The 12373-nt window shown below is 57.4% G+C and carries 12 protein-coding genes; 11 read left to right on the top strand and 1 reads right to left on the bottom strand.

What is annotated here, in order from left to right; genetic code table 11:
* Positions 1 to 141, bottom strand: a 141-nt coding sequence (locus DQ405_RS28695) for a transposase (RefSeq protein ID WP_168426201.1), incomplete at its 3' end; no start/stop codon positions are given.
* Positions 142 to 224: 83 nt separating this feature from the next.
* Here DQ405_RS28695 and DQ405_RS22485 point away from each other — a divergent pair.
* The 11 genes from DQ405_RS22485 to DQ405_RS22435 form a co-directional block, all read left to right on the top strand.
* Positions 225 to 800: a DUF1206 domain-containing protein gene (locus DQ405_RS22485; protein WP_241730071.1), complete on the top strand. Its 576-nt coding sequence runs from the start codon at positions 225 to 227 to the stop codon at positions 798 to 800.
* 463 nt (positions 801 to 1263) lie between these two features.
* Positions 1264 to 3624, top strand: a complete 2361-nt coding sequence (locus DQ405_RS22480; protein WP_128118962.1) for a heavy metal translocating P-type ATPase — start codon at positions 1264 to 1266, stop codon at positions 3622 to 3624.
* Between the two features lie 79 nt (positions 3625 to 3703).
* Positions 3704 to 4081, top strand: a complete 378-nt coding sequence (locus DQ405_RS22475) for a hypothetical protein (RefSeq protein WP_128118961.1) — start codon at positions 3704 to 3706, stop codon at positions 4079 to 4081.
* Positions 4082 to 4173: 92 nt separating this feature from the next.
* Positions 4174 to 5427, top strand: a complete 1254-nt coding sequence (locus DQ405_RS22470; RefSeq protein ID WP_128118960.1) for a TolC family protein — start codon at positions 4174 to 4176, stop codon at positions 5425 to 5427.
* A complete protein-coding gene (locus DQ405_RS22465) occupies positions 5424 to 6875 on the top strand; it encodes an efflux RND transporter periplasmic adaptor subunit (RefSeq protein WP_168426200.1) in 1452 nt (483 codons plus the stop codon). Before DQ405_RS22470 ends, DQ405_RS22465 begins: the two co-directional genes overlap by 4 nt.
* Positions 6872 to 10033 (top strand): efflux RND transporter permease subunit, encoded by a 3162-nt coding sequence (locus DQ405_RS22460; protein ID WP_128118959.1) that lies wholly within the window; start codon positions 6872 to 6874, stop codon positions 10031 to 10033. The genes DQ405_RS22465 and DQ405_RS22460 overlap by 4 nt, the downstream gene beginning before the upstream one ends.
* 2 nt (positions 10034 to 10035) lie before the next feature.
* Positions 10036 to 10392: a copper-binding protein gene (locus DQ405_RS22455; RefSeq protein ID WP_128118958.1), complete on the top strand. Its 357-nt coding sequence runs from the start codon at positions 10036 to 10038 to the stop codon at positions 10390 to 10392.
* Between the two features lie 136 nt (positions 10393 to 10528).
* Positions 10529 to 10846, top strand: coding sequence for a co-regulatory protein PtrA N-terminal domain-containing protein (locus tag DQ405_RS22450; RefSeq protein ID WP_128118957.1), 318 nt, complete (start codon positions 10529 to 10531; stop codon positions 10844 to 10846).
* Between the two features lie 31 nt (positions 10847 to 10877).
* Positions 10878 to 11135, top strand: a complete 258-nt coding sequence (locus DQ405_RS22445; protein ID WP_128118956.1) for a DUF2933 domain-containing protein — start codon at positions 10878 to 10880, stop codon at positions 11133 to 11135.
* A 24-nt stretch (positions 11136 to 11159) separates the two neighbouring features.
* The gene (locus DQ405_RS22440; protein WP_128118955.1) at positions 11160 to 11390 is read left to right on the top strand and encodes a hypothetical protein; all 231 of its coding nucleotides are present in this window, start codon (positions 11160 to 11162) and stop codon (positions 11388 to 11390) included.
* Between the two features lie 97 nt (positions 11391 to 11487).
* The coding region (locus tag DQ405_RS22435; RefSeq protein WP_168426199.1) for a histidine kinase dimerization/phospho-acceptor domain-containing protein at positions 11488 to 12373 on the top strand (886 nt) is incomplete at its 3' end.

Here is a 12373-nt window from a genome sequence, read left to right as displayed (position 1 = left end):
GTAAAGCGGTAGCCACTTGCGAATGACGTTGGCGTTGATGCCATGGCGTATGGCCACGCTGGAAACGCTAGCACCGGATTGCAGGCACTCCTGAACAACCTGGGCCTTGAACGGTTTGGGGTAAGAGCTTCGTTGGCGCATGGAAATCCCGGCGATAAGGGCTATCGCGTCCGCTTAAAAAACGCGGACACCATCGCCCTTAATGCTGGAGTTCGGAAGGTGAGTTGGCTGGACGCTTACACGGCACCGACGCCAAAGGGCTGCTGATTCGAGCGGGACTGATCGGCAGCGCCGTTGCCTATACCCTTCTGGCGATGTTCACCCTTGGCCTGCTTGGCAGCTCCATCGGCGAATCCGCTGGTGGTGGAGGTAGCTCTGGCGGTAGCGACTTCCTTACAGGCCTGCTCGGCTGGGAGTATTCGAACTACCTGGTCTATCTGGTCGCTCTCGTTCCGCTTGGCGTGGGTATCGCCCACATCGTCAAAGGCTGGAAAGCCAAATTCGAGAAGTATTTCTACGCCTCCGAAGATGTCATGCGCTGGGTGCGGCCGATTTCACGCGCAGGCCTGATCGCTCGCGGCGTCGCCTTTCTCGTCGTCGCCGGAATGCTTTTCAGCGGCGGCGCGCGCTACAAACCCACCGATCCGCCCAGCCTGGAAGATGCGCTGAACGCGCTACAGAGCCTGCCCTTTGGAACGTTCTGGCTTTCACTGGTTGGTCTCGGGCTGGTTGCCTTCGCCGTCTACAGCTTCGCCGAAGCGATTTGGCGCCGTATCGATATGCCCGCGGTCATGCATTAGCCGGCACCCAACAAGACGAAGCCCCGGTATGACCGGGGCTTTTTGATCTATCGGGAACCAATCACTCCCACTCCATCATCAACGGGTCGCCTGAACCCGCGTGGTTGAAGGGTTATAGCTGTGATCGATATGGGTCGTACCGTCGCTTTTACCGTCTTCCAGCGGAGCCTTTGCCGGGCGAGGGAGATGGAGCGATTTGTGGGGCGTCGACTCTAGCGACACCATTATCAATCGGCTCGCATTTTACCCTCTCCGGCCTAGCCTGACCATAAAGACCTTGAACGCGAAATCGCGCCATCGACCATCCTTACAAAAAAGTAATTTTAGATTCAGCTTAAAGTCAGGAGGCAATCCGTACATTAAGAGGTCAGAGGAAGCGAGGCGGACCTTAGGCGTCTCGCAGCCATGCTTGCCAGAGGTGTGGTCGCTCACAAGACGACACTAGCTGCAATAGGAGCTTCCGATGTCCCCCGAACATAATGCTCACCAGCCTGCTAGCACTCACGACCCACAATTGCTCCGGGACCCAGTCTGCGGAATGCAAGTCAAAGCGGACAGCCAGCACCAAGACCAGTATGAAGAACAGACCTTCCGATTCTGTAGTCAGGGCTGCCTTCAAAAGTTTCACGCTAATCCTGCGCAATATCTCGAAGCGCCGCATGGCCCTAATGCTACGCACACGCATACAGGTTCTCGCCAGCAAGCCCCTGCTGGCGATGCGACTACCGAATACACCTGTCCGATGCATCCAGAGATTCGTCAAATGGGGCCAGGTGATTGCCCAATTTGCGGAATGTCGTTGGAGCCGTTGATCCCCGAGCTTGATGAGGAAGAGAACCCAGAACTGAAGGATTTCTCGAAGCGGTTCTGGTGGTCACTGCCACTGACCGTCGCGGTGACCTTATTGGCCATGGCGGGACATGCGATACCGTTGTTCCACGGGGAGAGCCAAAATTGGATTGAACTGGCCCTTACGACACCCGTTGTGTTGTGGGCAGGCTGGCCGTTTTTTACGCGCGGTATCGCCTCAGTTAAACATCGCAGCCCTAACATGTGGACGTTGATCGGGTTAGGCACGGGGGCTGCGTATATCTACAGCGTTGCAGCAACTGCCTTACCGAGCATATTTCCTGAGTCCTTTTCGGTGGGCGGTCGAATAGGCGTCTACTACGAAGCCGCCGCGGTCATTATTTCTCTGACGCTCTTAGGGCAGCTGCTCGAGCTGAAGGCCCGCTCGCAGACCTCTTCCGCGATCAAGTCCCTGCTTGGTCTATCACCCAAGACAGCTCGCCGTATCGCCCAAGATGGCACCGAGGAGGACATTCCACTCACGCATGTTCACGAGGGCGACCAACTGCGCGTACGTCCTGGCGAAAAGGTACCAGTAGATGGAGAGGTAGTAGAGGGCGAGAGCGCCGTGGACGAATCCATGCTTACAGGTGAGCCCGTCCCGGTGACGAAACGAGCAGGCGACACGCTCATCGGCGCGACGCTGAATACGAGCGGCTCGCTTGTCATGCGAGCCACGAAAGTCGGTTCCGGCACGATGCTTTCACAGATCGTCCAGATGGTCGCGAATGCACAACGGTCCAAAGCACCTATGCAAAGAATGGCGGACAGGGTTGCAGGTTATTTCGTATTAACGGTAATCAGCATCGCCTTGCTAACATTTTTTGCATGGGGCCTTTTCGGGCCCGAGCAGGGCTGGGTATTTGGTCTGATCAACGCGGTTGCGGTTCTGATCATTGCTTGTCCTTGTGCGCTTGGCTTGGCAACGCCTATGTCGATCATGGTCGCCACGGGTAAAGCAGCTGGAAGTGGCGTGCTTTTTAGAGACGCAGGCGCCATCGAGAACGTACGTAAGGTAGACACGCTGATCGTCGATAAAACAGGAACGTTGACTGAGGGCCGACCTGTCTTTGATCGGGCTATAGGCGCTACGCCGTTTGATGCCCAAGAAGTCATCCGTTTGTCTGCCAGCCTGGATCAGGGCAGTGAGCATCCACTGGCCGACGCAATCGTAAGCCACGCGAGGAGCGAAGGTATCCAGCTGGTGAAGCCAGAGACGTTCGAGTCTGGGTCCGGGATTGGAGTCCGTGGCCTTGTCGAAGGCAAGCAGCTGCAGCTTGGCAACACCGCGCTTATGGAAGAAGCGGGTGTGAGCGTCGAACCTTTGAAAGATCAGGCAGAAAAACTGCGCGAGAGCGGTACCAGCATTATTTACCTGGCTGTTGACGGAGCGCTTGCCGGCTTACTGGCCGTGTCAGACCCCATCAAACCAACCTCAAAAGAAGCTGTAGCTCGCCTCCAGGCCGAGGGCGTGCAAGTCATCATGGCAACCGGCGACGGCCATACGACCGCCCGAGCGGTGGCTCGTGAGCTTTCAATCGAGGAAGTGCATGGTGAGGTAAAGCCGCAGGACAAGGAGGCGCTTGTGGCTAAGCTCCAAGCTCTCGGTAAGGTAGTCGCCATGGCAGGCGATGGAATCAATGACGCGCCGGCACTCGCCAGGGCTGATGTGGGCATAGCAATGGGCACGGGTACCGACGTCGCCATGAACAGCGCCCAAGTTACGCTGGTTAAAGGTGACCTGATGGGGATACTGCGCGCGCGGACGCTTTCGGTGGCAACAGTTCGGAATATGCGTCAGAACCTACTGTTTGCCTTCATGTACAACGGGCTAAGTATTCCAATTGCAGCGGGCCTGCTCTATCCATTCTTCGGACTATTGCTGTCTCCGATGATCGCTGCCTTGGCCATGAGCCTTAGCTCAGCATCTGTAGTGTTCAACGCCCTCCGGCTCCGTCAGGCGCGTGTTGTTTGACAACCTTTCGGCTAAGGCTTCTGTCAGAGCGACTGATTGCCTCGTTGATAACTCAGGAATTGCCCTTTAAGCTTAAGATATGAAGTCCTACTTGCGATCCTTCCTCATTCTGCTGCTAGTGCTTGCGCTTCCGATCAACGGAATGGCGCAATTGCTCATGCCTGCAGGATCGTCGGCGCATCACCTGATGGCTGATATGGAAAGTATGGACGCCATGGCGACCAGCCACGCTCTGATGGTTGGCACAGACGGCGCTGAGCCGGAATGCTGTGAAGGGCATGAGCAAGGGAAGACGACCGTCTGCAAAACGGGGCAGGAATGCAAAACCGCCAGCCTCCTCCAAATTGTCGCTGCGAAGGCGCAGGTGATCCCTACAGCCAAGCCCGTGACTGCACCCTATAACGACCAGGTCCCATCCCGCCTTCTCGACGCCGTCTGGCATCCACCCCGCGTCTGATTCCTATCGAATTCTAGGAACCGCCCGAATGTGAATTCGGGCCGGCTACCGCGCGCCTTTGGCTCGCATGGAAGATCAGGAATCCTTTTCAAATGAAACCCCGAATCTACTGGGCGCCACCCTACGTGGCCGCCCTGATCATGGGCGCGCTCTCGTTTCCAGGGATCGCGTCGGCTTTGACCTTGGAACAAGCCCTGAGCTTGGCCGAGCAAGAAGCGCCTTCGCTGGATGCACAGGCCGCCAACCTTCAAGCCGCACGCAGCGCTGCAATCCCTGCCGGCGAGCTTCCAGACCCTAAACTTAAGCTTGGGCTGCAAAACGTGCCCATTGAAGGTGACGCACGCTGGCAAATGGGCCAAGAGGCCATGACTATGCAAATGGTTGGGGTCATGCAAGAGGTCCCAAACCGAGCAAAAAGGCGCGCCCGTGTCGAGGCCGCACAGGCAGGTGTTGCGCTCGCTGACGTCCAGCAAACCATTGAACGTCTCAGCGTGCGCCAGGAGACCGCCGAAGCATGGATCGCTGGTTTCGCGGTTGAGCGGAAGCTAAGCCTTTTCAAACAGCTGTACAGTGAAAACCAGCTCTTCTCCCGGGCAGTTCAGGCGCGCATTGCCGGCGGCGGTGGGCTAGCGGCAGACAGCGTACTTCCGAAGCAAGAGGCTGCATTGCTTGCTGAACAAGAGGATGAACTGCTACGCAACCAGCTTGTTGCGCGGGCCGACCTACGCCGCTGGATAGGCGAGTCAGCAGACCAACCGCTTACCGGCGACTGGCCGCAGTGGCTTGCCGACGTTAACCATTACCAGCACAACCTGAACAGCCACCCGGCTCTGCTCGCCTTCGACCCGATGACTCGTGAAGCGGAAGCAAAGGTTCGCCAGGCCGTCGCTGAGAAAACACCGGACTGGAGTTGGGGCGTCGATTATCTGCGCCGCGGTCGTGAGTACGGCGACATGGTCAACCTCAGCGTCAGTTTCGACCTGCCGTTGTTTACCGGCTCGCGGCAGGACCCAAAGATCGCAGCTGAGCGTGCTCGTCTTGCACAGATCGAGGCTCAGCGCCAAGCAACGTTACGCATGCATAACCAGGAGCTGAGCGCCGACCTGGCTGAATATCAGCGTCTGGACCGAGCACTCACTCGGCTCGAGCAAACCCTACTGCCGCTCGCGGACGAAAAGGTCCGGCTTGCCATGGCCGATTACCGCTCGGGGAAAGGCGAGTTGATCGCTGTGATCGATGCGCGTCGCCAGCTTGTCGAGACCCGCCTGCGCCGCATCGACACGGCCCGTGACCGAGCGCTGATTAACGCCCGCCTGCATTTCGCTTTTGGAGATACCCAACCATGATTTTCCAACTCCAGCGGCTGGCCCTCGTACTCAGCCTTCCTCTGATGATAGGCGCTACCGCCGCAGCCATGTTGCCTGCCGCAGCATTCGCACAAACAGCTGAAGAAGAAGGGAAGGAAGTGCTCTATTGGTACGACCCGATGTATCCCCAGCAGAAGTTCGATGAACCGGGCAAATCACCGTTCATGGATATGGACCTTGTCCCACGCTACGCCGATGAGGGTGGCAACGGGGCATCGATGAGCATTGACCCGAGCGTGATGCAGAACCTCGGCATGCGCCTGGCGACCGCAACGCGTGAATCGATTAGCCAATCGCTCGAAGCAACAGGCGCGTTGATGTTCAACGAGCGTGATGTGGCAGTCGTGCAGGCGCGCGCAGGTGGCTTCGTCGAGCGCGTTTACGATCGAGCACCGGAGGACGTCATTGAAAAAGGAGCGCCGCTAGCCGATCTACTCGTTCCTGAGTGGGCAGCGGCACAGGAGGAATACTTGGCCCTGAAGGGCATCGGCCAACCCCAGCTGCTTTCCGCTGCTCGGCAGCGTCTACGTCTGGCTGGCATGCCGCCGGAGGTCATCACGCACCTGGAACGGACCGGTAAAGCGCGCCCGGTCTGGACCGTAACCAGCCCGATCGGCGGCGTATTAAATAGTCTCGACGTCCGTGAAGGCATGACTGTATCGGCCGGCGCGTCTCTTGCCCGTATAAACGGGTTGGACAATGTCTGGCTCGAAGTCGCGGTACCTGAGGCGCAGGTGTCCAATCTAGCCAAGGGCCAGTCAGTAACAGCACGCTTGCCCGCTTTTGCCGGTGAAACATTGGAAGGCAAGATCCAGGCGGTGCTGCCGCAGGCCAATCTGGACAGCCGCACAGTCCGTGTCCGTGTTGAGCTGCCTAACCCTCAAGGGCGGCTTCGTCCCGGCATGACCGCCGACGTGACCTTGAGCCGCGACGTAGAGAATGCCCTCGTCATACCGACCGAAGCCGTGATTCGTACGGGTAAGCGCGTGTTGGTCATGCTGGCTGAGGAAGAAGGCCGATATCAGCCGGTGGCAATCCGCACCGGCCGTGAATTCGACGATAAAACCGAAGTGCTCGAAGGGTTGGAGGCCGGCCAGAAGGTCGTGGCGTCCGGCCAGTTCCTGCTCGATTCCGAGGCAAGTCTTCGCGGGCTTACCGCGCAGCCCTTAGAGCAGCCGGCATCCTCAGCGGGACCCGCTCTACATGAAGCGGAAGGCACGATCGTCAGTCTGGAAGACGGCATGGTCGGTCTGTCACACGGGCCTTTCAAGACCCTCAACATGCCGGGAATGACCATGTCCTTCCCCATTGCTGACCCGTCGCTCATGGTAGGTCTGAATACGGATGATCGGGTCCGGGTCGGCGTGCGCGAAAGCGACGAGGGACTGGTCATCGAGCGCATCGAGAAAATCGGAGGCTCGCAATGATCGCAGCCATGATCCGATGGTCAGTGGCCAACCGGTTCCTGATCCTGCTCGCGACGGTGTTTGCAGTCGCCTGGGGCGTCTGGTCGGTAAAGAACACCGCTGTCGACGCCCTGCCTGATCTTTCCGATGTGCAGGTCATCATCCGTACGCCGTATCCGGGGCAGGCGCCACAAATCGTCGAGAATCAGGTCACCTATCCGCTGACCACCACCATGCTCTCGGTGCCCGGTGCGAAGACGGTTCGCGGCTACTCGTTCTTCGGCGACAGCTATGTGTACGTGCTTTTCGAAGACGGCACGGATCTGTACTGGGCTCGTTCACGAGTGCTGGAGTACTTGAGCCAGGTCCAGAGCCGGCTGCCCGCAGCGGCCAAGCCTGCACTGGGGCCGGATGCAACGGGGGTGGGCTGGATCTACCAATATGCTTTGGTCGACCGTACGGGCAAGCACGATCTGTCCCAGCTGCGCTCGTTACAAGACTGGTTCCTACGCTACGAGCTGAAGACACTCCCTAACGTGGCAGAGGTGGCGCCCATTGGCGGGATGGTCAAGCAATACCAGGTGGTGCTTGATCCCGTCCGCATGGCCAGCGCGGGCGTGACCCAGCAGCAGATAACCAAGGCAATCGAGGAGGCCAACCAGGAAACCGGCGGCAGTGTGCTGGAACTCGCAGAGACCGAATTTATGGTTCGCGCCTCTGGTTATCTACAGACGCTTAAGGACTTCCGGGCCATTCCATTGCGCCTGGATGCAGGCGGTGTGCCGGTGACGCTCGGCGATGTCGCCCATATCCAGCTCGGTCCAGAGATGCGCCGCGGCATTGCCGAGCTCGATGGCGAAGGTGAAGTGGTCGGTGGTGTGGTCATTCTGCGTAGCGGCAAGAACGCGCGTGAAACTATTTCTGCCGTTCAAACCAAACTGGAGGAGCTAAAGAAAAGCCTGCCGGAAGGGGTCGAGATCGTCACTACCTACGACCGCAGCAAGCTGATCGACAGTGCGGTGGAGAACCTCAGCCACAAGCTGATCGAGGAATTCATCGTCGTCGCCCTGGTCTGCGCGCTGTTCCTTTGGCACCTGCGCTCTTCCCTGGTGGCTATCGTCTCGCTGCCGGTGGGGATTTTGATCGCCTTCATCATCATGCAGCGGCAGGGGGTCAACGCCAACATCATGTCCCTGGGTGGGATCGCCATCGCTATTGGCGCGATGGTCGATGCCGCGATCGTGATGATCGAGAACGCTCACAAGCACATCGAGGCGTGGCACAAGAAGCATCCGGACAAGGCACTGAAAGGCGAAGCGCATTGGCGGGTGATCACCGATGCGGCGGTAGAGGTCGGTCCAGCGCTGTTCTTCAGCCTGCTCATCATCACCCTGTCGTTCATCCCGGTGTTCACGCTGGAAGCCCAGGAAGGTCGACTATTCGGCCCGCTGGCATTCACCAAGACCTATGCCATGGCTGCCGCTGCGGGTCTGTCCGTCACTTTGGTACCGGTGTTGATGGGCTACTGGATTCGAGGAAAAATTCCTGATGAACACCGCAACCCGATCAATCGGGGGCTGATCTGGGTTTACCAGCCGGCCCTGGATGCGGTGCTGCGCTGGCCGAAGGCGACCCTGCTGGTGGCCGTGCTGGTATTTCTCACCGGCCTCTGGCCCGTTACACGCCTGGGTGGAGAGTTCCTGCCGCCGCTGGACGAGGGCGACCTGCTCTATATGCCTACCGCCCTGCCGGGACTCTCAGCACAAAAGGCATCAGAGCTGCTGCAGCAAACCGACCGCCTGATCAAGACCGTGCCCGAAGTCGCCCATGTGTTCGGCAAGGCCGGTCGGGCCGATACCGCGACGGATCCAGCGCCGCTGACCATGTTCGAGACCACCATCCAGTTCAAGCCAAGGGACCAATGGCGTACCGGCATGACACCGGAAAAACTGGTGAAGGAGTTGGACCAGGCGGTGCAGGTACCGGGCCTAGCCAATCTGTGGATCCCTCCGATTCGCAACCGCATCGACATGCTCGCCACGGGGATCAAGAGCCCTATCGGGGTCAAGGTGTACGGCACCGATTTGGCTCAGATCGACAAGACCACCCAGGCCGTGGAACGGATCGCCAAGACCGTGCCTGGGGTCAGCTCAGCGCTGGCAGAAAGAATGACAGGCGGGCGCTATATCGATGTCGATATCGATCGAGCCGCCGCCGCGCGCTATGGCCTGAACATCGCAGGCGTGCAAGCCATCGTCTCCGGGGCCATCGGCGGCGCGACCATCGGCGAGACGGTCGAAGGCCTGGCACGCTATCCGATCAGTCTGCGCTATCCGCGCGAATGGCGGGACTCGCTGAGTGACTTGCGCAACCTCCCGATCTATACCCCACAGGGCAGCCAGATCACGCTGGGGACGGTGGCAACCGTCAAGGTCACCGAAGGACCGCCGATGCTGAAGAGCGAAAATGCGCGTTTGACCGGCTGGGTCTATGTCGATGTGCGCGACCGCGACATGGCCACGGTGGTGAAAGAGATCCGAGCTAAAGTCGACGACGAGGTGAAGCTCGAGTCCGGCATGAGCATCAGCTACTCCGGCCAGTTCGAGTTTATGGAGCGCGCCAACGCTAAGCTGAAGCTCGTAGTACCGGCTACCTTGGTGATCATCTTCGTGCTGCTGTATCTGATCTTCGCTCGGTTCGGCGAGGCGCTGCTGATCATGGCCACCCTTCCTTTCGCGCTGACGGGAGGTGTTTGGTTCATCTACCTACTGGACTATGACCTCTCAGTGGCAACCGGGGTTGGCTTTATCGCCTTGGCCGGGGTTTCGGCCGAGTTCGGCGTAATTATGCTGCTCTACCTCAAGAACGCATGGACCGAGCGCCTGGATGCTGGATCGAAGGATGAGCATGCGCTGCTCGATGCGATCCGAGAAGGCGCCGTTCAGCGCGTTCGCCCAAAAGCAATGACAGTCGCGGTCATCATCGCCGGCCTGCTACCCATTCTCTGGGGCAGTGGAACCGGCAGCGAGATCATGAGCCGCATCGCGGCCCCTATGGTCGGCGGAATGATAACCGCGCCCTTGCTTTCCCTGTTCGTCTTGCCTGCAGCGTATCTCCTGATGCGTCGCAAGCAGTCTCGCGTCACCCCAACACAAGCAACCAACCACGCTGGAGAATAACCATGAAAATCGCAAACATCGCCTTCGCCTCACTGCTCCTGGTACCTGCAGCGTTTGCAGATGACAAGAAGCCCATGGAAGGCATGCCGATGGATCACAAAGGCATGGATATGCAGATGGACCAAAAGGCAGCTGGGCAGACCGCTACAGCTACCGGTACGGTCAAGAAGGTCGATAAAGACAAAGGGACCGTCACCATAGCCCACGGCCCGGTCGAATCGCTGGGCTGGCCGTCTATGACGATGGGCTTTAAGACACAGCCTGATCAGATGGAAGATTTGAAAGAAGGTGACAAAGTCGAATTCGAGTTCACCTCGAAAGGCATGGACTCAACCATCACCCGAATCGAAAAACAGTAAGCGTAGAGAGCGACCGCCGCACTGCGGCGGTCGCCACTATCAGCAGATTCAATTACATCTTTGTAACGTTCGGAACAGCTTCTGGTAAGGACCTGCCTTGTAATCTAGAGGCATCAACTAACCAGAGGTGTTAAACATGAAAATCGCAACTAAGCTGATTGTATCTGTCGTTTTGACTGCAGCTTCTTCGCTGGCGATGGCAGAAGGCGGAAGCGATCGGACTTTGAAGCGCTTGAATGAAACGTCGGGAGCGAAGCCTACACTAAACGCACTTCTCAAAGAAGGCGAAGTGGTAAGTGTGGGGCCAGCTGATTCAACCGGCACGACCGGAATGATACAAACCTATAGAACTAATGGAAACGTTCAGACTTACGCGATAAAGATTAAAACCCCCGACGGGAATATCCATACGGTAGAGTATTTGGGTGCGCCAGTCGGCGTAAACAACGGTTAACCCGTCAAGCGAAATATTAGAGGGCACTTAGATGAGCAGCCTATTTTCCAAGATGAAAAGCATACCGCAGCGCAATCCGATCGTGACGGGTCTAACCGTAGCTGTAGTTGGCTACTTGCTCATGAACCAAAGTAGTGCGGCCTTGGCGCCGGCGCTCCCAGGCCTGCTTTATCTCTTGCCATGCCTGCTGATGATGGTCGTATGTATGAAGCATATGTCCGGCGGAAAGTGCGACAAGACCGAAGACTCTGCGGCCGGAGACAAGGCCGTGCTAAGCAAAAGCGAATAAACCCGGAAAATCAGGAGCATTAACATGCGAAAGACAATAACCGTAACAGCAATTGCAATTACCCTGGCGAGCGGGCTGAGCTTCGCAGCGGCTGATAAAGAAGGCCAAAGCCAGTCCGAATCCAGCATGATGAACGGCGGCATGCATATGGGAATGATGGGCGACATGCGTGAAATGATGAAAGAATGCCGAGACATGATGGAGACGGCGAAAGCCAGCCACCAGCAAAATGGCGGAAGCCCAGACGCGACATAGTATTCTTAAATGCAGATAGCAACGATTGAAGCAGGTAGGGCACCTCCACGGGTGCCCTACCTGTTTTTGTGTTGATGATGTAACCAGGATCGTACAGATGGGCAAAGTGTCGCTGACAAGCAGAATGGCAATTGTTTTTATGCTCGTGGTTACGGTTGTGCTAACGGCCGCCGCAATCAGCTTTAATTATTTCTGTCGGCTCCATTTCGAGCGCAAAGATGCACAAGTGCTGAATGAAAAGGCCGAAGCCGTTGAGCGCACACTGCGAAGTAGCCCTGCATTCGAGCAAAGAACCGCTTCAAGAATCGATGCAGTTATTGAGCACTCCTTTGGTTTCGCAACAGCAGTAGTGGTGGATGGGAGGACCGTCTACTCCCATCACAACCTGTCTGAGAGCTTGCTACCTCTTGCCAAAGGTATCCAAGACGAACGCTGGACGGTCGACTATGGCGGCCATCAGTACAGCGGAATCACCAGAAAAGTAAACCAGTGGGTCGGCGGACAGGACACTGTCGTATATCTAGCCCTAGATGTAACACACCGGATCCATTTCTTTGAAATGATCCAGCAGTGGTTTGCTTATACGCTGGTGGTCAGTGCACTTCTGAGTGGCGCTTTAGGTGTTATTTTGATCAAAAAAGGCTTAAAACCGATCGACGAGCTCTCCAAGACCTCTTCTACGGTTACCGCTAACTGCTTGGATACTCGAATTCCGACCGAATCGGTGCCAGGCGAGCTCCACGAACTCGTTGATAATTTCAACGAGATGCTCTCACGTCTTGATGATTCCTTTCTCAGGTTATCGGGATTTTCAGCCGACATTGCTCATGAGCTAAGAACTCCTCTGAACAGCATGCTTACGCAAATGGAAGTCGCCCTCCTGCGCGACCGCGAGAACGCCGACTATAAGGACATCATATATTCAGCCCTCGAAGAGCTCAGGCGCATGTCTAAGATGGTCGATGACATGCTGTTCCTTGCCA

The sequence above is a fragment of the Pseudomonas sp. SST3 genome (genome assembly GCF_003325755.1).
This window is presented reverse-complemented; position numbering and strand designations above follow the sequence as displayed.

Excerpts from the sequence above, each read along its gene's own strand:
- DQ405_RS22460 (WP_128118959.1), top strand. The coding sequence starts at position 6,872 with ATGATCGCAGCCATGATCCGATGGTCAGTGGCCAACCGGTTCCTGATC.
- DQ405_RS22475 (WP_128118961.1), top strand. The coding sequence starts at position 3,704 with ATGAAGTCCTACTTGCGATCCTTCCTCATTCTGCTGCTAGTGCTTGCG.
- DQ405_RS22450 (WP_128118957.1), top strand. The coding sequence starts at position 10,529 with ATGAAAATCGCAACTAAGCTGATTGTATCTGTCGTTTTGACTGCAGCT.
- DQ405_RS22440 (WP_128118955.1), top strand. The coding sequence starts at position 11,160 with ATGCGAAAGACAATAACCGTAACAGCAATTGCAATTACCCTGGCGAGC.
- DQ405_RS22465 (WP_168426200.1), top strand. The coding sequence starts at position 5,424 with ATGATTTTCCAACTCCAGCGGCTGGCCCTCGTACTCAGCCTTCCTCTG.
- DQ405_RS22480 (WP_128118962.1), top strand. The coding sequence starts at position 1,264 with ATGTCCCCCGAACATAATGCTCACCAGCCTGCTAGCACTCACGACCCA.
- DQ405_RS22445 (WP_128118956.1), top strand. The coding sequence starts at position 10,878 with ATGAGCAGCCTATTTTCCAAGATGAAAAGCATACCGCAGCGCAATCCG.
- DQ405_RS22455 (WP_128118958.1), top strand. The coding sequence starts at position 10,036 with ATGAAAATCGCAAACATCGCCTTCGCCTCACTGCTCCTGGTACCTGCA.
- DQ405_RS22470 (WP_128118960.1), top strand. The coding sequence starts at position 4,174 with ATGAAACCCCGAATCTACTGGGCGCCACCCTACGTGGCCGCCCTGATC.